General features: G+C 72.0%; 19 protein-coding genes. 4 read left to right on the forward strand and 15 right to left on the reverse strand.

The window, feature by feature from the left end:
* Positions 1–5 precede the first annotated feature (5 nt).
* From folP to dacB, 8 genes are all read right to left on the reverse strand, one after another.
* Positions 6–944: a dihydropteroate synthase gene (gene folP / locus CWC38_RS02565; protein ID WP_240625010.1), complete on the reverse strand. Its 939-nt coding sequence runs from the start codon at positions 942–944 to the stop codon at positions 6–8.
* A 2-nt stretch (positions 945–946) separates the two neighbouring features.
* A complete protein-coding gene (gene folE, locus CWC38_RS02570) occupies positions 947–1,594 on the reverse strand; it encodes a GTP cyclohydrolase I FolE (protein ID WP_240625011.1) in 648 nt (215 codons plus the stop codon).
* Complete coding sequence (ftsH, locus tag CWC38_RS02575) at positions 1,595–3,724, reverse strand: ATP-dependent zinc metalloprotease FtsH (protein ID WP_121845269.1); 2,130 nt, start codon at positions 3,722–3,724, stop codon at positions 1,595–1,597.
* A 239-nt stretch (positions 3,725–3,963) separates the two neighbouring features.
* A complete protein-coding gene (hpt, locus tag CWC38_RS02580; protein ID WP_121845270.1) occupies positions 3,964–4,515 on the reverse strand; it encodes a hypoxanthine phosphoribosyltransferase in 552 nt (183 codons plus the stop codon).
* Positions 4,512–5,732 (reverse strand): tRNA lysidine(34) synthetase TilS, encoded by a 1,221-nt coding sequence (tilS, locus tag CWC38_RS02585; protein WP_121845271.1) that lies wholly within the window; start codon positions 5,730–5,732, stop codon positions 4,512–4,514. The genes hpt and tilS overlap by 4 nt, the downstream gene beginning before the upstream one ends.
* A 4-nt stretch (positions 5,733–5,736) precedes the next feature.
* Positions 5,737–6,207, reverse strand: a complete 471-nt coding sequence (locus tag CWC38_RS02590; protein ID WP_240625012.1) for a DNA-binding protein — start codon at positions 6,205–6,207, stop codon at positions 5,737–5,739.
* Positions 6,208–6,251: 44 nt separating this feature from the next.
* A complete protein-coding gene (locus CWC38_RS02595; protein WP_121845272.1) occupies positions 6,252–7,349 on the reverse strand; it encodes a zinc-dependent metalloprotease in 1,098 nt (365 codons plus the stop codon).
* Positions 7,350–7,424: 75 nt separating this feature from the next.
* Positions 7,425–8,810, reverse strand: a complete 1,386-nt coding sequence (gene dacB / locus CWC38_RS02600) for a D-alanyl-D-alanine carboxypeptidase/D-alanyl-D-alanine endopeptidase (RefSeq protein WP_121845273.1) — start codon at positions 8,808–8,810, stop codon at positions 7,425–7,427.
* 141 nt (positions 8,811–8,951) lie between these two features.
* Between dacB and CWC38_RS02605 the strand changes: the two genes are divergently transcribed.
* On the forward strand, positions 8,952–9,467 hold the full coding sequence (locus tag CWC38_RS02605; protein WP_121845274.1) for an inorganic diphosphatase: 516 nt from the start codon (positions 8,952–8,954) through the stop codon (positions 9,465–9,467).
* 287 nt (positions 9,468–9,754) lie between these two features.
* Entirely contained in the window at positions 9,755–10,534 is a 780-nt protein-coding gene (locus tag CWC38_RS02610) for a hypothetical protein (RefSeq protein WP_240625013.1), read from the forward strand.
* A gap of 15 nt (positions 10,535–10,549) precedes the next feature.
* Here CWC38_RS02610 and CWC38_RS02615 read toward each other — a convergent pair whose 3' ends face one another.
* The 3 genes from CWC38_RS02615 to serS form a co-directional block, all read right to left on the reverse strand.
* Positions 10,550–11,182, reverse strand: a complete 633-nt coding sequence (locus CWC38_RS02615; protein ID WP_121845275.1) for a hypothetical protein — start codon at positions 11,180–11,182, stop codon at positions 10,550–10,552.
* Positions 11,183–11,246: 64 nt separating this feature from the next.
* Entirely contained in the window at positions 11,247–12,263 is a 1,017-nt protein-coding gene (locus CWC38_RS02620; protein ID WP_240625014.1) for an HAD family hydrolase, read from the reverse strand.
* 168 nt (positions 12,264–12,431) lie between these two features.
* Positions 12,432–13,736, reverse strand: coding sequence for a serine--tRNA ligase (gene serS / locus CWC38_RS02625; RefSeq protein WP_121845276.1), 1,305 nt, complete (start codon positions 13,734–13,736; stop codon positions 12,432–12,434).
* 126 nt (positions 13,737–13,862) lie between these two features.
* Between serS and CWC38_RS02630 the strand changes: the two genes are divergently transcribed.
* Entirely contained in the window at positions 13,863–14,804 is a 942-nt protein-coding gene (locus tag CWC38_RS02630; protein WP_121845277.1) for a diacylglycerol/lipid kinase family protein, read from the forward strand.
* A gap of 164 nt (positions 14,805–14,968) precedes the next feature.
* On the opposite strand, the gene CWC38_RS02635 is transcribed toward CWC38_RS02630, so the two are convergent.
* The 4 genes from CWC38_RS02635 to CWC38_RS02650 all read right to left on the reverse strand — a co-directional run bounded on the left by CWC38_RS02635 (position 14,969) and on the right by CWC38_RS02650 (position 19,328).
* Positions 14,969–16,363: a GntP family permease gene (locus CWC38_RS02635; RefSeq protein ID WP_121845290.1), complete on the reverse strand. Its 1,395-nt coding sequence runs from the start codon at positions 16,361–16,363 to the stop codon at positions 14,969–14,971.
* A gap of 5 nt (positions 16,364–16,368) precedes the next feature.
* Positions 16,369–17,370 carry a prephenate dehydratase gene (pheA, locus tag CWC38_RS02640; RefSeq protein WP_121845278.1) on the reverse strand — a complete coding sequence of 334 codons (1,002 nt, stop codon included), beginning with the start codon at positions 17,368–17,370 and terminating at the stop codon, positions 16,369–16,371.
* Positions 17,367–17,702, reverse strand: coding sequence for a rhodanese-like domain-containing protein (locus tag CWC38_RS02645; protein ID WP_121845291.1), 336 nt, complete (start codon positions 17,700–17,702; stop codon positions 17,367–17,369). The genes pheA and CWC38_RS02645 overlap by 4 nt, the downstream gene beginning before the upstream one ends.
* A gap of 132 nt (positions 17,703–17,834) precedes the next feature.
* Positions 17,835–19,328: an amino acid permease gene (locus tag CWC38_RS02650; RefSeq protein WP_121845279.1), complete on the reverse strand. Its 1,494-nt coding sequence runs from the start codon at positions 19,326–19,328 to the stop codon at positions 17,835–17,837.
* Positions 19,329–19,796: 468 nt separating this feature from the next.
* On the opposite strand from CWC38_RS02650, the gene CWC38_RS02655 reads away from it, so the two are divergent.
* Complete coding sequence (locus CWC38_RS02655; RefSeq protein WP_121845280.1) at positions 19,797–21,470, forward strand: amidohydrolase; 1,674 nt, start codon at positions 19,797–19,799, stop codon at positions 21,468–21,470.
* Positions 21,471–21,475 lie beyond the last annotated feature (5 nt).

Here is a 21,475-nt window from a genome sequence, read left to right on the forward strand (position 1 = left end):
TCCGTTCAGTCGTGGTCGCGGGGGCGCAGCACCGGCGGGTCGATGCCGAGCCACGCGTGGGCGGTGGCCACCGCGTCGCACGTGCCGCGGACGTCGTGCACGCGCACGGCCCACGCTCCCCCGAACGCGGCCAGCGCGCTGATCGCGGCGGTGGCGCCGTCCCGCTCCGTGACCGGCCGGGGTGCGCCGTCCGCCGCGAGCAGTGCGCCGAGGAAACGCTTGCGGGAGGCCGCCACGAGCACCCTGTTCCCCAGCCCACGGAAGCGGGGCAGGGCGCGCAGCAGCTCCCAGTCCTGCCCGCCGGCCTTGGCGAACCCCAGCCCGGGGTCCACGACGAGCCGCTCCGGGCGCACGCCGGCCGCGTACAGCCGCTCGCGGACCGCGCACAGCTCGGCGAGCACGTCCGCAACGGTGTCCTCGTAGTGCGTGAGGGTGGTCATGGTCTGGGGCGTGCCGCGGGAGTGCATGAGCACGTACGGGATGCCGCTCGCGCCCGCGAACTCGACCATCTCCGGGCTCACGTTCGTGCCGGAGACGTCGTTGACGATGTGCGCCCCCGCCGCCACGGCCGCCTCCGCGGTCCCGGCGTTGAACGTGTCCGCGCTGACGACGACGCCCCTGCGGCTCAGCTCCCGGATCACGGGCAGCACACGGCGCCGCTCCTCGCGCGGGTCCACCCGCTGCGAGTGCGGTCGTGTGGACTCCCCGCCCACGTCCACAATGTCGGCGCCCTGCTCCGCGAGGCGCAGCCCGTGGGCGATGGCCGCTTCCTCGGAGTCGTGGACCCCGCCGTCGCTGAAGGAGTCGGGGGTCACGTTGAGCACACCCATCACGAGCGTGCGGTGCTGTGGCAGGGCGTCGAAGGACCCCCATCCGAGACGGTCGCCGTGCGGTGGGGCCGGCGCGTCCGGACGGGACCCGGCGGCGTCGTGCGGGGCGCTCACGGTCAGTGACCCGACGCGATCAGGTTCATGGCCTCCGCGCGGGTGGCGGGGTTGCGCAGCTGGCCCCGCACCGCGGACGTGACCGTCTTAGCCCCGGGCTTGCGGACCCCGCGCATGGACATGCACAGGTGCTCGCACTCGACCACCACGATGGCCCCGGCCGGGTGCAGGTGCTCCACGATGGCCTCGACCACCTGGGTGGTGAGCCGCTCCTGGACCTGCGGGCGCCTGGCGTAGAGGTCCACGAGCCGCGCGAGCTTCGACAGCCCCGTGACCTTGCCCTCCGGACCCGGGATGTAGCCCACGTGCGCCACGCCGTGGAACGGCACCAGGTGGTGCTCGCACGTGGAGTAGAACGGGACGTCACGCACCAGCACCATCTCCGAGTGGCCGATGTCGAAGGAGGTGGCGAGCAGCTCCGCGGGGTCCTCGTGCAGGCCCGCGAAGACCTCGGCGTAGGAGCGGGCCACACGGGCAGGGGTGTCCCGCAGCCCATTGCGGTCCGGGTCCTCGCCCACGGCCAGCAGGATCTCCCGCACGGCCGCGGCAATGCGCGGCTGGTCGATGGCCGGGGACACGCCCTCACCGGAGTGCTCGGCGAAGGACCCGGAGACGGGTTCCGGGGTCTCGTGCAGGGGCGGGGGCGCCATTCAGCGGTTCTCCCGCCGCACACCGCCCGGTTCCTGGCCGGTGTCCCCACCAGCGGAGCTGCCGGGTCCGGACTGCCCCTCACCACCGGGCCGGGGGTCCTGGTGCTCGGGGACCTCGAGCGGGTGCTCGGGCTTGGCGGCCACGGCCTGGTCCTGCGGGGCCATGGTGCCGGGGTCCTGCAGGTTCTTGCGGCGGGCCTCCTCGCGCTCGGCGGAGGTCACGACGGGCGGGACGCCCGAGATCTCGCGCTCCTCGCCGGACTGCCACACCGGGCGCAGCTCCCGCTGGCGGACGTCGTGGAAGATCTCCCGGATCTGGGCCTCGTTGAGGGTCTCCTTCTCCAGCAGCTCGAGCGCGAGCCGGTCCAGGACGTCGCGGTTCTCCAGCAGGATCTGGTGGGCCTCGTCGTGCGCCTGCTCGAGCAGCACGCGCACCTCGTCGTCCACGACGGCCAGGGTGCGGTCCGAGTACTCCTTGGAGCCGGAACCCATCTCGCGGCCCACGAACGGGTCCGAGTTGTCTCCGCCGATCTTCACGGAGCCGATCCTGGAGCTCATCCCGTACTGGGTCACCATCTTGCGCGCGGTGTCCGTGGCCTTCTGGATGTCGTTGGAGGCACCCGTGGAGGGGTCGTGGAACACGATCTCCTCCGCCGCGCGCCCACCCATGGCGTAGGCCATCTGGTCCAGCAGCTCGTTGCGGGTGGTGGAGTACTTGTCGTCCGAGGGCATCACCATGGTGTAGCCCAGCGCCCGCCCGCGCGGCAGGATGGTGATCTTCGTGACCGGGTCCGTGTTCCGCAGGGCCGCGGCCACCAGGGCGTGGCCGCCCTCGTGGTAGGCGGTGACCTTGCGCTCGAGCTCCTTCATCACGCGGGAGCGCTTCTGGGGCCCGGCGATCACGCGGTCGATGGCCTCGTCCACGGCGCGGTCGTCGATCAGCTGCGCGTGGGAGCGGGCGGTGAGCAGGGCGGCCTCGTTCATCACGTTGGCCAGCTCCGCGCCGGTGAACCCGGGGGTGCGCTTGGCCACGGCCGCGAGGTCCACGTTGTCCGCGAGGGGCTTGTTCTTGGAGTGCACGCGCAGGATCTGCTCGCGGCCCTTCATGTCCGGGGCGTCCACGCCGATCTGCCGGTCGAAACGCCCCGGGCGCAGCAGCGCGGGGTCCAGCACGTCCGGGCGGTTGGTCGCGGCGATCAGGATCACGTTGGTGTTGGCGTCGAAGCCGTCCATTTCCACGAGCAGCTGGTTCAGGGTCTGCTCGCGCTCGTCGTTGCCGCCGCCCATGCCGGCACCGCGCTGGCGGCCCACGGCGTCGATCTCGTCCACGAAGATGATGGCAGGGGCGTTCTCCTTGGCCTGCTGGAAGAGGTCCCGCACGCGGGAGGCGCCCACGCCCACGAACATCTCCACGAAGTCGGAGCCGGAGATCGAGTAGAACGGGACGCCCGCCTCGCCCGCCACGGCCTTGGCGAGCAGGGTCTTGCCGGTGCCGGGAGGGCCGTAGAGCAGCACCCCCTTGGGCACCTTCGCGCCCACGGCGGTGAAGCGGTCGTGCTCCACGAGGAACTGCTTGATCTCGTCCAGCTCCTGCACGGCCTCGTCCGCGCCGGCCACGTCCGCGAAGAGGACCTCGGAGTTCTCCTTGTTGAACATCTTGGCCTTGGAACGGCCGAACTTCATGGCCTGCCCGCCCGTCTGCATGCGGGAGAAGATGAACCAGAACAGGCCCATGATGATCAGGAACGGCAGCAGGAACCGCACGAGGGAGAGGAACCAGTTGTTCTCCACGGGCTGGTCCGTGAAGCCCTCCAGGGTCGCCTTGTCCATGGCGTGCACCACGTCCTCGGCGCGCGGCTTGACGTAGTAGAACTCCACGTCCTTGCCGAGGTTCTGGTCACCCTGGTGGTAGTCGTCCTTGAGGGAGAGCTCCACCTTCTGCTCGCCGTCGTAGATCTTGGCTTCCTTGGCCTTGCCGTCCTGCAACAGGTCCAGGCCCACGTTGGTGTCCACGCGGGACGTGGTGGGGCTGAAGAGGCTGGCACCCACGGGCACCAGGACCACGACGGCCAGAAGGATCCAGAAGTAGGGGCCCTTGAAGAAGCTGGTGGGTTTTTTTGCCGTGGCCAAGCCGTTGATCCTCCCGTGGACGTGACACGCGCCGTGACGGTGGGCCTGCCTGCGGACCGGACCCCGAGGGATCCCGGACCCGGATGCGGCGACCGTGGCGCGTACGGCACAATCTATCGTTTCGTTTGACGCCGTGGCGTCCCGTGCGCAGCCCGTTCTTTCTCAGCGCACACGAAGTCGTCACGGTACATGCGGCGGCCCTGCGTTGACTGTGAGAACGGGGGGGCGCCGCCTCCGGGTCACTCGTAGACGTGAGGGGCGAGCGTGGCGATGCAGTCCAGGTTGCGGTACTGCTCCGCGAAGTCCAGGCCGTAGCCCACCACGAACTCGTTGGGGATGTCCCAGCCCACGTAGCGGACGTCGATGCTGGTCTTCATGGCCTCCGGCTTGCGCAGCAGGGCGCAGATCTCCACGGAGCTCGTGCCGCGGGACTCGAGGTTCGTGCGCAGCCAGGACAGGGTGAGCCCCGAGTCGATCACGTCCTCCACGATCAGCACGTCCTTGCCGTGCAGGTCTGTGTCCAGGTCCTTGAGGATCCGCACCACACCGGAGGACTTGGTGCCGGAGCCGTAGGAGGAGACCGCCATCCAGTCCATGGGGTACTGCCCGTCGAGCTGGCGCATCAGGTCCGCCATGATCGGCACCGCACCCTTGAGCACCCCCACGAGCAGGACGTCGCGGCCCTGGTAGTCGTGGTCGATCCGCTGCGCGAGTTCGCTGACCTTCTTCGCGATCTGTTCCTTGGTGAACAGGATGCTGCTCAGGTCGTCTTTGACGTGTTCGGCCTTCACTGGGCGCTCCCGGGGTTGTTCTGGCTGGTCGTACTCTCGTGCGGCGTGCTCCCACCCCGCAGCTCCAGGCACCCCCGCGCGTGGGCCGCGTCCGAGCGGTGCCGCCACGCTGTCACCTTACCCGCCATCTGCACGGGGCCCGCGGCGCCGTAGCCCAGGGCGAAGTCCTCGAGCGCTCCGAGCCGTTCGAACGTGGGGGTCTCGCCGCCCGCGGCCACGCACGCCCTCGCGAGCACACGACGCCGCAGCGCCGCCGGGGTCTCCCGCAGCAGGCGGCAGTCCAGCACCACGGAGGTCCGCGACGCCGCTCCAGCCCCCGCGTGCCCAGGGGCCGTCGTCCGCTCGCTGCCCGCTGCGTGCCCGTCCTCCGGTGCGGGGAGCGGGGACGCCGAGGGAGCGGCAACCGGGGCAGGAGGGGTGACCAGGGCGGCGTCGTACGCGGCCTCGGCCTGCTCGTCCAGGTAGTCGGCGTCCGCCCCGAGCACCGCTGCGGTGCGCGCGAGCGCACGGCCCACCCCGGGCCCGAGCTGCGCCTCCAGGAACGGGAGCACCTCGTGCCGAATGCGGGAACGGGTCAGTGCGGTGTCCGCATTGGTGGGGTCGTGCCACGGCTCGAGCCCCTCGGCCGCGCAGACCGTCTCGGTCTCCACCCGGGTGATGTTGAGCAGGGGGCGCAGGTAGCGCACCCCGTCCCGGACGAGACTGCCGGGCATCCCGGACAGCGAGCGGGTGCCCGAGCCCCGGGTGAGCCCCAGCAGCACGGTCTCGGCCTGGTCGTCACGGGTGTGGCCCAGCAGGACGGCGGCGGCCCCGGTGCGTTCGGCGGCACCGCGGAACGCCTCGTAACGGGCGAGCCGCGCGGCCATCTCGGGACCCGCGCCCCCGCGGTGCACGCTCACGCGTTCCACCAGCACGGGGTCCAGGCCCGTCTCGCGCAGGGTGCGGGCAGCTCGCGCGGCGACCTCGGCGGACCCGGGCTGCAGCTGGTGGTCCACCACCACCGCGCCCACGCGCACCTCGCCCCGCCGCTGCAGGTGCACCGTGGCCGCGGCCAGCGCGAGCGAGTCCGCGCCGCCGCTGCAGCCGACCAGCACCAGGGGCGGCCGCGAGGGACCGCCCCCCGCGGCGTCGGCGAGCAGGGGCCTGACCGCGCGGGCCACGGCGCGCCGTGCGCGTGCGACGGCCGGGTGCAGCCGACCGCTGCGTCCGTGCTGCACGCGCTCAGCCCTGGGACGTGCCGGAGCGGCGGGCGCTCTCCTCGGCCATGGCCAGCACCTTGGACAGCACCGGGGTGTTCTCCCCCAGCATCACGAGAGCCCGCTCCAGCTCCCCCGCGGGAACCACGGAGGCGAGGGCGGAGACGGCGTCCGTGTCCGTGGTGATGCCCGAACGGATCTGGGACGTGGAGAGCACCGGCTGGGACGCCTCCACGCGGGAGAGCACCGCTTCCCGGTCCGAGGACCCCACGCTGTCCTCGAGCATGACCAGGCGTTCATACACCGCCGGGTTGCCGATCTTGATGCGTCTGCCGCTGATGAGTTGGGAGAGCATCGGCGCGGACAGGCCCAGGACCTGGGCCAGCCTGCGCTGCGTGATGCCGTAAGCCCCCACCACGGCGCCAAAACGCTCTGACAACGGCTGACCGTACAGCCGGATCTGCTGATTGATGTTTTCAGAGCTCACGGGGGTCATCTTGGCACACGGACCAGGGGGATTCCCCTGCGCTCCCGGATGGGTCAGCCGAGGACGCGGCGCACCCAGGCCTGCGGATCGTGGATCTCCGCCTCCGTGGGAAGGGTCTGCGGCGAGGTCCACACCGTGTTGAACGCCTCCATCCCCACGCGCTGCACCACGTGCTCCACGAACTTCTGCCCGTTGCTGTACTGGCGCATCTTCGCGTCCATGCCCATGAGGGAGCGGATGAGCCGGTCCAGGGCGCCGTGCGTGGAGGAGCGGGCGTCGAAGCGGCGGCGGATGGTCTTCACGGAGGGCACGATGCTCGCGTCCACGGCGTCCATCACGGCATTGGCATGGCCCTCCAGCAGGGACATCACGGCCGTCACGTGGGACACGGTCTCCCGCTCGGACTCCGTGAGCAGGTGGGTCAGCGGCCCGAGCCCGGTGTCCGGGTGCGAGCCCCTGGACCGCCCCGCGAGGGAGGAACCCACGGCCCGCAGCCGCTGCCACGCCGTGGCGTCCAGCGAGCCCAGCTGCGTGATCTGGCCCAGCATGTGGTCCCGCAGCCACGGGGCCGCCGCGAACTGCACGCGGTGGGTCTGCTCGTGCAGGCACACCCACAGCCGGAAGTCCTCGGGTGCCACGTTCAGCTCCCGCTCCGTCCACAGCACGTTGGGGGCCACGAACATGAGCCGCCCACCGGGGTGGCTCCGCGCGGCCTGTTCCGAGACCAGCCCCGCGTAGGGGTCGTACTGGCCCAGCACCTTGGAGGAGAGGAACCCCACCAGGGCACCCATTTCCGCAGCGGTGGCCGTGGGCGCGATCCCGCGCTGCGCGGCGCCGAACTTGGCGGGGTCCTTGGCCTGCAACCGGTCGAACACGGGCTGCATCAGCACGGAGAACGTCTGGGTGTTGGCCTTGGCCCACCCGGCGCGGTCCACCACCAGGACGGTGGAGTCCCGCAGGTTCTCGGCGGCGTCCAGACCCGTGATGGTGTGGACGTGGTGCACGGACTCGTGCGCGAAGTACCGCAGGGACTCCACGGCGCGGGACATCTCACGGGGCGCAGGTGTGGGACCGGGAGGCGTCACCTTCGCGGCGATCTGCGCGGCGGCGTCCCAGTCCACGAGCGAACGGTGCGTCAGTTCTCGGCTCATGCGCTCACTCAACCACACGGCTCCGACCCGCGGAGGCGCGCCGGCTGGCAACTCCCCCCACCGCCGCGACGGATCTCAGGCGGACCGGGCCAGCTCCGCCACGGTGCGGTCCACCCGGTCCTTGGCCTCGTCCGCGTGGCCGCTCACGCCGTTGAGGACGATCGAGTAGACCAGCACGCGCCCGTCCGCACGCTGCACGTAGCCGGTCAGGGCCACGACGTCCAGCAGCGTGCCCGTCTTGGCGCGCGCGATCCCGCGGGCAGGGTCCTCCGGCGGGTCGTCGAACCGCTCGGAGAGGGTTCCGGCGCCCCCGGCCACGGGCAGCCCGCGCCCGTAGGGACCGCAGCGGGGTTCGGAGATCAGGGAGTTGACGGTCTCGGCCAGGGTGGTGGCGGTGACACGGTCCGCCGCGGCCATCCCGCTCGCGTCCAGGACGCGCAGCCCGGTGGTGTCGATCCCGTGCTCCCGCAGGGTGGCCGGGAGCAGCTCCCGCACACCGTCCACACCGGCCTCCCGCCCCGAGCGGGATGCCGCGACGCGGGCCAGGGTCTCCGCGAGCGAGTTGTCCGAGTGCGCCAGCATGTAGGCGCTCTGCTCGTGCACGGGCGCGGACTCCACCCGGGCGAGTTCGGTGGCGTCCTCCGGGGCCCGGGAGGTGGCCCGCACGGTGACCTCCGTCCCGCCGAGCTCCTCCCCCAGCCGGTGCGCGAACTCCGCAACGGCCGCCCCGGCGGGGTCCCCCGGGCGGTCCCCGCGACCACCGGGATCACCGCCGTCCCCGGTGGGCACCCGGTGCGAGTACAGCGCAATGGGCGCCACCCGCGTGATCTCCCCGCTCTCGAGGTCCTCCGGGTCCCACGCGGGGTTGGTGTCCGGGCCGGTGAACAAGCTCGTGTCCACGGCCACGCTCACGGGGCCCGACGCCGCGTCCGGCGAGCGCTCGCGCAGGGCCCGGGCGGTGCGCTGCGCCAGGGTGCCCAGTCCGGCGCGGCCGTTCACCTGCTCGGGGTCCCCCTCTCCCGGGGCGAGCAGGGTGTCCCCGCCCGCGACGAGCGTGAGTTCCCCCGGCGCCTCCCCCACGACCACCCGGGTGGCCAGGCGCTCGTACGGGCCCACGTGCTCCGCGAGGCTGAGCGCGGTGAGCAGCTTCTGGTTGCTGGCCGGGGCCACGGGGCGGGTCTGCGCCTCACCCGCGAGCACCCGGTCCGCGCCCGCCTCGGTGACGACCGCCGCCGTGGTGCCCGGGGCGCCGTCGAGCCCGGAGCGCAGGGCGCGCTCCACCGCGTCCGTGGACACGGGCGCGGACGGCGACGCCGGGACCGCCGCGGTGCTGCCGGTGGCCGCCGGGGAGGCAGCCGCCTCGGTGCGGGCACCGGCCAGGGCCGGGCGGACCACCGCCAGCACCGCGCACACCAGCGACCAGCCCGAGCGGCGGGGCGGGGAGAGCGAGGTCTGCGGCATGGTCCCATCCTCCTGAACCCGCCCGACACGCACAACGGCCGGTATCGTGGTCTCGTCCGTCCGCGCGCACCGAGGTGTGCGCCCGGGCGCCGGGTGGACGCACAGCCCGGTTCACACCACCACGACCCAAGGAGTTTCACCATGGAGCTGGACGTCACCATCGAGATCCCGCGCGGCTCACGCGTGAAGTACGAGATCGACCACGAGACCGGTCGGATCCGGCTGGACCGCGTGCTCTTCACCTCCATGCAGTACCCCACCCACTACGGCTACTTCGAGGACACCCTGGGCGAGGACGGCGATCCGCTGGACGCCATGGTCATCATGGACGTGGACATCATGCCCGGCGTGATCGTGGAGGCCCGCCCCATCGCCGTGTTCAACATGACGGACGAGGCCGGCGGGGACGCCAAGGTGCTGTGCGTCTCCACCGACAAGCGCTACGACGACATCCAGGGTCTGGAGGACGTCAACGAGTTCCTGCAGAAGGAGATCCAGCACTTCTTCGAGCGCTACAAGGACCTGGAGCCCAACAAGTGGGTCAAGGGCGAGGGGTGGGAGGGCAAGGAGACCGCCGAGCGCCTGATCGTCGAGGCGCAGGAGCGCTTCCAGCAGTCCCAGTACGACAACGCCGCGGAGGCCGAGCAGGACGACTGAGTCTGCCCCGCGCCTCTCCGACCCCGCCAGCGGCACCCCCGCCGGGCCGCGAGGAGCGCGACGCGACCTCCACGCTCCACCACGGGGTTCCCGCAGCCGGTGCACCAACCGGCGACGGGAACCCCGTTCCCGTGGCTGCTGCTTATGCCTGTCGGCGGGCCGTGGTGGGATGCTTGCAGAGCGGGCGCCGCACCACGCCGCAGCCGCCCGGGGTGTTCGCACCACCGGGCGGTTGCGCCCGCGCGGTCGTCCCGCTGCTCGTCCGTTCCCTCCCGGAGGTGGTTCCCGTGTTCGACCCGCAGCACGATGCCGCCGACCGCGTGTACGTCTTCCACGGCACCGGGTGCACCCAGGTGCTCGGCCCGGCAGAGTTCATGGACCGGGTGCGCACCCTGCTCTCCGCCGCAGGAGTGGTTCCCGCCTCCGCTCCCCCTGGGCACCCGGACATCGCCTCACGTCCCTTCACCGCAGAATCGGCCCAGCACCCCGGGGACGGGCGCCCGCTGCCGTGGCCCCGGGAGCGCAGCTCCGTGGCCGAGGTCTCCGTGGAACTCGGTGCGGACGCGTTCTGGGAGCGGGTCGAGGCCGGCAGCTGGGCCACGTGGCAGAGCAGCTGGCCCGAGCCCACCCACGGACCGCTGTTCCCGCCGAGCCCCCCGGACTGGCTCGCGGAGGCGCCCCGCTGGGAACTGGACCCGCTGGCCCCGGCCCTGGGCCCGGCGGCGTCGGGCGGGTGGGTCCGCAGCCCCGCTCAGGCCTGGGACGAGCCCGGACCCGCCGTGCCCGCGGCACAGGCCAACCGGTCGGGCGGTGCACCGCACCACGGGATCGGGCTGTTCCAGCTGACCGACCTGGAGTCCTTCTGGGTGTTCGCCCCGGAGGAGGACGTCCCGGACGTCGTGGCCCGCTGCGAGGCCCTGGCACGGGAGCACCCCGCGTTCTCGTGGCTCACGGGCTACTTCGACGCGCGGGACGTCGCCGGGTCCCTGCGGCTGCCCGCCGAGTGCCTGCCCCTGCTGGAGGCGGACCTCACGGCCGCCGGTCACCCGGTGGACACCTGGTGGTGAGTGGCGGCCGACCCCTCAGCCCCCGAACAGCTCCGTGGACTCGCACAGCCGCAGCAGGGTGGCCGCCGCGGGGCGGGCCCGCCACTCCTCGTGCCACAGGGAACGGACCACGGCCTTGGACACCGCCTGGGGGGTGATCCCGAGCTGCTGCGCCGCGGCCTTCTGCTGCCCGCGGGCGCCCGGGACCATGAGGTCCACCACGCGCCACTCGGCCTCGCTGCGCTCGCTCACGATCTGGCCCACCAGGGTGAGCACCGCCTCGGCCTGCTCGGCGGCCACCGGATCCGCCGCGCTGACCCGCACGGACACCCGGCCCGCGCCGCGGACGTACTGGGCGGCGTCGTGGCCGAAACCCATGCCCGGGCCCTCGGCCGTGACGGCCACACGGCCGTCCTCCTGGTCCACGCGGGTGAGGAACACGTCCCCCACCCCGATGCCCACGGCGTAGCGGTTCCCCCGCAGCGCGACCATGGTGGCGTCCACCGCGGCGTCTGCGTCCTCGGTGAGCCCGCGCACCAGGCCCGGCCCCGTGGGCTGGAACGGTGCCCGCGCGGGGAGCCCGCTCAGCAGCCGACACACCTCGCGGTCCACGGCGGGATCCGGGCGGGGTGCGTCCGCCACGCGCTGGGTCAGGGTCAGGACGAACACGGTCCCAGTATCGCAGTTCCATGAGGTTTCACAGGTCGTGTCCCGCGAGTGGTCCCCTCGCGGTTCAGAGGAGGGTGCGCAGCACCGCCGCCGCGCCGTCCTCGTACACGCTGCCCGTGACCTCCCGGCTGATCTGCGCCACCTCGTCCGGGGCCTGGCCCATGGCCACGCCGCGGGCCGCCCACTGCAGCATCTCGATGTCGTTGCGGCCGTCCCCCATGGCCACGGTGTGGGCCGGGTCCACGCCCAGCTGCTGACGGATCTGCTCCAGTGCGCTGGCCTTGGAGACGCCGTTCGCGGCCACGTCCAGCCACGAGGACCAGCCCACGGAGTAGGCGACGCCGTGGAGCCCGGCCTGCTCGATGGCGTCCGCGAAGTCCCCGGGGGCGTCCGTGGCGCTGTAGACCACCAGGCGCACGGCCGGGATCTCGGCGAGCTCGTGGATGTCCACGCCCACGGCCTCGATCCCGAAGGACGCGTCCTGGAAGCGCTCCGTGGAGTAGAACCGGCCGTCCGCGCCCTCGAGCGCGAACTTGGCGGTGGGCAGCTTGCTCGCCAGCGCCTTCAGGGCGTTGGCGGGGTCGAAGCTCACGCGGTCGGTGACCTCGTAGTGCTCCTCCAGCTGCGGGTCCAGGCGCAGGGTCACGCCCCCGTTGGAACAGACCGCGAAGCCGGAGTCGATGTGCGCCTGCCGGATCACGGGCAGGGTGGCCCCCTTGGAGCGGCCCGTGGAGATCACCACGTGGTGCCCGGCGGCCACCACCGCGCGCAGGGCGTCCTTGACGCCGCGGGACATGTGGCCGTCGTGGTCCACCAGGGTGCCGTCCACGTCCAGTGCCACCAGGTAGGAGACCCCGGTTTCCAGGGCCCAGTCGCTCGAGCGCGGGGTCTGCACCTCCACGGGTGCGAACGCGCTGGCCGCACTCTGCGCACGCTCGCCGGCCGCGCGGGCGGCGGCCACGGGGTCGTCGGACGGGCAAGCCCCGGCTGCGTGGTGCTCTTTCGTGCGGTCCTCGGCCCCGACGTGGGAGAGGTTCTTGTCGGTGTGCCGGTCGTCGGTGCCGGCCTGGATGTGAGTCATGACTGTCATGGTGTCACACGAGCACGCCCGCATGACCGGGCGCGGACCCGCCGGTGAAGCGCGGGTGAAGGGCCCACCACATTCCCTCCGCACACGCGACGACGCCGCCCGCTCGCCGTGCGCGGGCACGATGGGCGGGCGGCGTCGAGAGCCGGAGGGGTGGACCGGTCAGGCGACCGGGCGCAGGACCTCCTGGCCGCGCAGGTAGGGCCGCAGGATCTCGGGGACGGTCACGGAGCCGTCGGCCTGCTGGTGGGTCTCGAGCAGCGCCACGAGCCAGCGGGTGGTGGCGAGCGTGCCGTTGAGGGTGGCCACGGCGCGCGTGCCGCCCTTCTTGACCTTGCCGTTCGCGTCCGTGGTCTCGGGCAGCCGCTCGCGGATGTTGAGCCGGCGGGCCTGGTACGTGGTGCAGTTGGAGGTGGAGGTCAGCTCGCGGTACCTGCCCTGGGTGGGGATCCACGCCTCGCAGTCGAACTTGCGGGCCGCGGAGGTGCCCAGGTCCCCGGCGGCGGTGTCGATCACGCGGTACGCGAGGCCGCACGCCTGCAGCATCTGCTCCTCCCACGCGAGCAGCCGCTCGTGCTCCGCCGCGGCGTCCTCGGGGTGGCAGTAGACGAACATCTCCAGCTTGTTGAACTGGTGCACGCGGATGATCCCGCGGGTGTCCTTGCCCGCGGAGCCGGCCTCGCGGCGGTAGCACGAGGACCACCCGGCGTAGCGCAGCGGGCCCCCGGAGAGGTCCAGGATCTCGTCCATGTGGTAGCCGGCCAGGGCCACCTCGGAGGTGCCCACCAGGTAGAGGTCGTCCTTGCCCACGCGGTAGATCTCGTCGTCGTGCTCCACGTCGAAGCCGGTGCCGTTCATCACGGCCGGGCGCACCAGGTTGGGCGTGGTCATGGGGATGAAGCCGTTGTCCAGGGCGAGGTCCTGGGCCGCCATCAGCAGCGCGGTCTCGAGCCGGGCGACGTCCCGCTTGAGGAAGTAGAACCGTGAGCCGGACACCTTGGCGCCGCGCTCCATGTCGATGCCGTCCAGCAGCTCGCCGAGCTCCAGGTGGTCCCGGGGCTCGAAGCCTTCGGCCGCGAAGTCCCGGGGGGTGCCCTCGGTGCGCAGCTGGACGAAGTCGTCCTCGCCACCCGCGGGGATGCCCTCCACGACGAGGTTGGGGAACTGCGCCACGAGCTGCTGCTGCACGGCCTGCGCCTCGTCCGCCGCCGCCTGCGCGGTCTTCACGTCTGCGGCGAGCTGCTTGACCTGGGCGAGCAGCTGCTGCTTCTCCTCGCCCTGGGCCTTGGCCACCCGCTTGCCGAACGCGTTCTGCTCCGCCCGCAGGGACTCGAAGTCCGTGATCGCACTGCGACGCCGCTCGTCCGCCTCCAGGACGCGGTCCACCAGACCGGCATCCGCCCCGCGGGCGGTCTGGGAGGCTCGGTAGGTTTCGGGGTCTGCGCGCAGCTCGTTGATGTCGATCACGGCACCAGGGTATCCAACGGATGCTCGGGGACGCGATGCAGCGTCCCGGGGCGGGCCGTGCGGCCCGCGCCCGTACACTTGGGGGACTCTCCAGCCGCCCTTCAACCGATCCAGGAAAGGGAGCCCGTGCGTCACACCTCATGGACGCCCCAGCGAGTGGCCGTCGTCGTCAACCCGACCAAGACCCTCGCGCACGTCGCGCAGGACGCGGTGATCATCGCGTGCCGCAAGGCCGGGTGGCCCGACCCCGTGATCCTCGAGACCGAGGCGGCCGATCCCGGTTTCTCCATGGCCCGCAGGGCGGTGGAGATGGGGGTGGACGTGGTGCTCGCCGCGGGCGGTGACGGGACCATCCGCGCCGTGGGCGAGTCCCTGTCCGGAACAGACATCCCCCTGGGCCTGGTGCCCCTGGGCACGGGCAACCTGCTGGCCCGCAACCTGCAGGCGGATCTCGCGGACCCTCACAACTCGGTGGACGTGGCGCTGTTCGGCTCGGAGAAGGCCATCGACACCATCTCCATGCACCTGGAGACCGAGGACGGGCGCACCGAGGACCACCGGTTCCTCGTGATGGGCGGCGCGGGCTTCGACGCCCAGATCATGGCGGACACCCGGGACGACCTCAAGGACATGGTGGGGTGGGCCGCCTATGCCGAGGCCGGGGCCAGGCACCTCTTCAACGGTCCGCGCTGGGCGCGGTTCAGCGTGGACGGCGGGCCGTGGGACGCCCGGCTGGTGCGCTCGGTGATGGTGTGCAACTGCGGTGAGCTCACCGCGGGGCTCGTGCTCGCCCCCAGGGCCAGGCTGGACGACGGCCTGCTGGACCTCGTGGTGATGACCCCGCGCACTGCCGTGGGCTGGCTGCGGATGGCGGCCATGCTGGTGTTCCGCCACCGCCACGAGCTGCCCGTCATCAACTACTTCAGCGGCCGCTCCGTGCGCGTGGAGTTCCACGAGCCCATCGAGTCCGAGGTGGACGGGGATCCCCTGGGCTCCGTCAAGGCCTTCGAGACCGTGGTGGACCACAAGTCCCTCAAGGTGCGCGTCCCGCCGTCCCACGCGGACTGACGCGGGCGGCGTCGTCCCCCGGCAGTGCGAGCGGCACGGCCGCGCACGGGCGCCGGGCCGCACGACGACGCCGCACCGCCCCACGCGAACGGCCCGTCGCCTCCCTGCGGGGAGACGGCGGGCCGTTCGTCACGCGGGTGCCGAGCACCCCGGCGCGGGAGGTGTCACACGAGACCGGCCACCGCGAAGACGACCGCGGCGAGAGCGAAGCCCACCACGCCGATGATCGTCTCGAGCACCGTCCAGGTCTTGAACGTGGTGCGCACATCCATCTCCAGGAAGCGGCCCACGAGCCAGAACCCGGAGTCGTTGACGTGGGAGAGCACCACGGAACCGGCGGCCACGGCCACGACCACGGCCGCGAGCTGGATCCCGTTGTAGCCCCCGGCCAGCACGGCGGGAGCGACGAGGCCGGCGGCCGTGGTCAGCGCCACCGTGGCGGAGCCCTGCGCCACGCGCATGACGGCGGCGATCAGGAAGCCCGCGAGGATCACGGGGATGCCGAGGTCCGAGAGGACGTCCTCCAGGGCGGCGCCGATGCCGGAGGTGCGCAGCACGCCGCCGAACATGCCGCCCGCACCGGTGATCAGGATGACCGAGCACACGGGGCCCAGGGCGGACTCGAAGGTCTTCTCGATGGCGCTGCCGCTCAGACCGCGCGCGCGGCCGATCGTGAGGGCCGCGATGATCAGCGTGACCGTCAGCGCGATCGGGGTCTCACCGAGTGCCCGCAGCAGCTGGAACCAGGTCTGGGACGCCGTGTCCTTGGACACCGCACCGGACTTCGCGAGGGTCCCCAGACCGGTGTTGAGGAAGATCAGCACCATGGGCAGCAGCAGCATGGCCACCACGGTGCCCACCTTCGGCGGGTTCGACACGTCCTCCGCGCGGCCCAGGATGCTGGGCACGGGGAGGTCGATGCGACGCCCGGCGATCTTGCCGAACAGGTAGGAGGAGATGTACCACGCGGGGATCGCGCAGATCAGGCCCACCAGGATGATGTAGCCCACGTTGGCCTCGAAGAACGTGGCCGCGGTGACCGGGCCCGGGTGGGGCGGGAGGAACACGTGCATCACGGAGAACGCACCCACGGCCGGCAGCGCATACGTGAGCACGCTGCCGCCCAGTCGGCGCGCGACCGAGAAGACCACGGGCAGCATGACCACCAGGCCGGCGTCGAAGAAGATGGGGAAGCCGAACAGCAGCGACGCCACGCCCAGCGCCAGGGGCGCCCGCTTCTCGCCGAACGCCTGGATCAGCCGGTCCGCGAGCACCTGGGCACCGCCGGAGGTCTCGAGCAGCCGCCCGAGCATGGCCCCCAGGCCCACGAGCAGGGCCACGCTGGCCAGTGTCTTCCCGAACCCGTCGAGCATCACGGGCACCACCTGGTCGGTGGGGATGCCCGTGGCGAAAGCGGTGAGGGCCGAGATGATGATGAGCGCCAGGAACGCGTGCACCCGGAACTTGATGATGAGCACCAGCAGCACCGCAATGGCCGCCGCTGCAATGAGCAGGAGGGGCCCCGCTGTGAGCGTCTGGCTCCAGCCCTCGATCTCCATGGACGTCACTGTCCTTTCAGGTTGTCGACCCACGAACGGGCCTGGATGAATGCGGCGTCGCTGTGCTGCGAGGCCACGGGTACCGCGCGCTCGTCGGCGCGGGGGTAGGAACCGAGGAACCGGGTGCGGGGACAGATCCGGCGCACGCCCATGAGGGCGTCCGCCACACGGTCGTCCTGGATGTGCCCGTCGATGTCCACGGAGAAGAAGTAGTCGCCCAGGTGGGTCTTGGTGGGGCGGGACTCGATCCGGGTGAGGTTGACCCCCCGGGTGGCGAACTGCTCGAGGATGTCCAGCAGCGCACCGGGGCGGTCCTCCCACAGGGGCACCACCAGGGAGGTCTTGTCCGCCCCCGTGGGTGCGGGCATGGGGGCGTCCGGGCGGGCCACGAGCACGAAGCGTGTGACGGCCTGCTTGTTGTCCCCGATGTCCTCGGCCAGCACGTGCAGCTCGGGGTGCTGCTCGACCACCACGGGCGAGCACACGGCGGCATCGTAGCCGAGGCCGTCGGTGCTCACTCCCCCGGCGCCGTCGAGCATGGCCACCGCGGAGGCCGCCGTGGAGGGGGCGGGCACGTAGGCCACCTCGGGAAGGTTCTCCGCAACCCAGCGGCGGATCTGCGCCCACGCGACCGTGTGGGTGGAGATGGTGCGGACCTCGGCGAGCTCGGTCCCGGCCGGGGCCACGAGCGTGAACCGGATGGGCACCACGATCTCGCGCAGGATCCGCAGCTCCGCCCCGAAGGAGACGTCGTCCAGGGTGGCGGTCACCCCGCCCTCCACCGAGTTCTCGATGGGCACCACCGCCGCGTCCACACGTTCCTCACGGACGGCCGCGAGCGCGGCGGGCACCGAGCTCATGGGGGTGCGCACGGCGGCGTCGGCCCCCGGGACCTGCATGAGCGCCGCCTCGGTGAACGTGCCCGCGGGCCCCAGAAAGGCGTACTGACGGGCGTGTGGCCCCGGATCCGCAGGACCCGAGGCCACGCCGGACAGAGCTGCGTTCACAGAACGCGCGCCGCCTCGCCCGTCTCGGAGACCATCGGCTTATCGGCGTCCGCCCACGCACCCATGCCGCCCAGCACGTTCACGGGGTCGTAGCCGTACTGCGCGAGGTACGCCGTGGCGCGCAGCGCGCGACCGCCGGAGCGGCAGATCACGTAGACGTCCTGGTCCAGCGGCACCTCCTCGGTGCGCTCCGCGAGCTGGGAGAGCGGCAGGTGCTGGGCGCCGTCGATGTGCCCGGCATCCCACTCGTCCTGCTCGCGCACGTCCAGGACGGGGGCACCCTCGGGGATCTCGTCCACGGTGGCGGACGGCAGGTTGTTCACGTTGTCCACGGCGTTCTCCATCATCGCTCGCACGGATTCGTTCGGTGGTCCACCTTAGTGGCAGCGGCCACGTCCGCGGGCCGCCCCACGCCGTGGCACCGCGTGCCTGCCCCGTGCCGGAGCGTGCGACGACGACGCCGCTCAGCGCGCCTCGGTCCGCGGGGCCTCCTCCACGTCGTCCTCCTCGCCGGTGGTCGTGAGCTCGGGCAGGCCGTTCTTCGCCACGTGGCGCTTGGAGAACTCGTAGCCGATGTTGGTGGCCACGAGGATCAGCACGCCCGCCAGCAGGCTGTAGTACCAGTGCGGGTTGGAGAGGTCGAACATGATGTAGAGCGAGAGGACGCTCAGGAACACCAGGCACACCCAGTTGGTCACGGGCGCGCCGGGCATCTTGAAGTGCACGCCCGGAAGGAGTCCGCGGGAGACCTGGCGGCGGTAGCCCAGGTGGGACACGAAGATCGAGATCCACCCGAAGAGCACGAACACCGAGCAGGCGCTGAGCACCACCTCGAACGCGTCCGAGGCGCCCAGCACGTAGATCAGCGCGATGCCCAGCAGGTCGAAGCCGAAGATGCAGACCAGCGCGCCGGAGGGCACACCGCGCTCCGAGACCTTGGACATCACCTCGGGGGCCTGTCTGTGGGCGGCCAGGTTCCGCAGCAGGCGCACGCACGCGTACAGGGTGGCGTTCACGCCGGAGACTGCCGCGGTGAGCACCACGAAGTTCATGATGCCCGCGAGCGCCGGGATGTTCAGGGAGGACAGGGCGGTCACGAACGGGGACTGCTCCCCGGAGTACTGGTCCGTGGGCAGCAGCATGGACAGCACCAGGATGGAGCCGATGTAGAAGATGGCAATGCGCAGCACCACGGAGTTGATGGCCTTGGGCATGGACTTCTCGGGATCCTTGGCCTCACCCGCGGAGACGCCCACGATCTCGATGGCGGAGAACGAGAACACCACGCCGGTCATCACGACCACGAGCACCAGCACCCCCTGGGGGGCGAAGCCCTGGTTCCACAGGTTGCTCACGGACGCGGCCGTGGGGGCGTGGAAGATGTCCCCGGCCACCACCAGGATGATGCCCGCGGCCAGGAACAGCAGGATGGCGAGCACCTTGATGGCCGCGGCCCACGTCTCGATGAAACCGTAGAGCTTCACGCTCAGCAGGTTGCAGCCCACGATCACCATGGCGGCCACGAGCGAGGGGATCCACCCCGGGATCTCCGGCCACCAGAACTGCACGTACACCGCGAGCGCCGCGATCTCGCCCACGCCCGCCACGGCGGAGAGCGCCACGTAGATCCACCCGGTCATGAACGCGAACCGGTCCCCCACGAACTCGCGTGCGTAGGACACCCACGCGCCCGTGGTGGGGCGGTGGATCACGAGTTCCCCGAGGGCCCGCATGAGCAGGTACACCACGGTGGAGACCACCAGGTAGGACACGATCAGGGCGGGACCGGCCGCGGCGAGACGTCCGCCGATGCCCAGGAACAGGCCCACGCCGATGGCACCGCCGATGCCGATCATCTGGATCTGGAAGTTGCCCAGGGACTTCTTGTACCCCTGGTCACCCCGTTCCTGGTAGACGGGCATGGGGCCGGTGGCCGGTGCCTGGGGATCGAAGGGCATGGGTTCTCCTGGGTGCGAGGGGCAGGACGACCGGGTGGGCTCGGCTCTGCGCGGCGCCGGCGGTGCGGTGCAGGTGGAGCGGTGCGGCGCAGGTCGAGCAGTGCCGAGCGCTGAGTGCTGAGTGCTGAGTGCTGTCCACGAGGGTAGCGCCCCGCCCAGTGACCTGGAGAACATCGCGCACCGGTCCCGGTGCCGGTGCAGGCGGCTCCGGTCGGGCCGGCGACGGCGCGCGGACCGGACGGGTGGACGCGTTCACCCAGGCGGGCGCGGGAGTGCCGGTCACCAGGGCCTCCGCACGGCTGCGGTGCGGCACAGGCCTGCCGGACCGTTCAGCAGGGCACGTGACACGGCGCACCTCCGCGCGAGAGCATGGGGAACCGCCGCGCGTCCCCGGACCGGCCGGCGGCGGCACGTCGGGCAGACGTGCCTCCACGGTCCGCAGCCCGCGATCCCCGAGGACGGCGCCCCATGGCTCTCGACGTCATCTACCGCAACGGCAGCATCCACACGCAGGACCCGGACCGGCCGGTGGTGCACTCCCTGGGGGTCCACGGGGGCAGAGTCGTGAGCCTGGACGACGAGCTGCCCACGGAGGTGTTCGAGCGTTCGGTGGACCTGCACGGTGCCACCGTGGTGCCCGGTTTCCACGACGCCCACTGCCACCTCACCATGCTGGGCGAGACCCTGGTGCAGGCGGACCTGCGCCCCTCGACCGTCTCGACCATGGCCGAGCTGCTCGACGTCGTGGCCGCCGCCGCGCGCGGGGCCGCACCGGGCGCGTGGGTCCTGGGCCAGGGCTACGACCAGAACCACCTGGGCGGCGAGCACCCCACGGCCGAGGAACTGGACGCCGTGGCACCGCAGAATCCCGTGTGGCTGTGGCACAACTCCCGGCACATGGCGGTGGTCAACACCGCGGCGTTCGAGGCCGCCGGGTACCCGGGACGCACCGGGTTCACGGTCCCCGAGGGCGGCAGCGTGCCGCTCGACGCGAACGGCGCCGCCCGGGGACTGCTCGAGGAGACGGCGCGCGGCCTCGTCTCCGGAGCCATGCCGCCCAAGACCGCCGCGCAGGTGGCCGAGCAGATCGGGGCCGCGAGCGACGTCGCCCTGGCCGCCGGGATCACGTCCGTCACGGAACCGGGGCTGGGCGCCCCGGAGCACCTGGGGCAGTCCGTCACGGACGTCGCGGCGTACCAGCTCGCGCGCGAGCAGGGGCGACTGGGGGTGCGCGCCACCGTCATGCCGTACCTGACCACGCTGCACACCGTGGGCCCGCAGGACGCGCACGACGAGGCCACGGACCTGGCGGACCGGCCCTTCGGCCTGGACCTGGGTCTGCGCACGGGGCTGGGGGACGAGCGGCTGCGGATCGGGGCGGTCAAGGTGCTCTCCGACGGTTCGCTCATCGGCCGCTCGGCCTTCATGACGGAGGACTACGCGGCCGACGCCGCACGGGGAGTCGACAACGCGGGGTACCTGCAGTTCTCGCGGGACTGGCTCGCGCAGCACCTGGTCGCGGCGCACGCCAACGGCTGGCAGCTCGCGGTGCACGCCATCGGCGACGGCGCCGTGGACGTGGTCCTGGACGTGCTCGAGGAGGCGCAGCGGCGGTTCCCGCGCGAGGACTGCCGCCACCGCATCGAGCACTTCGGCGTGGCCAGTGACGAGCAGGTGGCGCGCGCCGCGGCCCTCGGGGTGGTGCCCGTGCCGCAGGGGCGGTTCGTGAACGAGCTCGGGGACGGGGTCGCCACGGCCATGGGCGAGCGGCGCACCCGGCTGTGCTACCGCATGAGGTCCCTGCTGGACGCCGGGATGCAGGTCCCCGCCTCCACCGATGCGCCCGTGGTGGACTCCCCGCCGCTGGCCAACATCCACGACATGGTGAACCGGCGCACCGCCTCCGGGGCGCAGTTCGTGCCCGAGGAGTGCCTGACGGTGGCGCAGGCCGTGCACGCCTACACCGTGGGCAGCGCGTATGCCTCCCACCAAGAGCATGAGAAGGGGCGGCTGGTCCCGGGGATGCTCGCGGACTTCGCGGTGCTCTCCGCGGACATCTTCGCGGTGGACCCCACGACCATCAAGGACCTGGGCGTGACGGCCACGGTGGTGGGCGGTGAGGTGGTGCACGGGACGCTGTGAACCTT

Source organism: Kocuria tytonicola, assembly GCF_003687455.1.
GTDB lineage: Bacteria > Actinomycetota > Actinomycetes > Actinomycetales > Micrococcaceae > Kocuria > Kocuria tytonicola.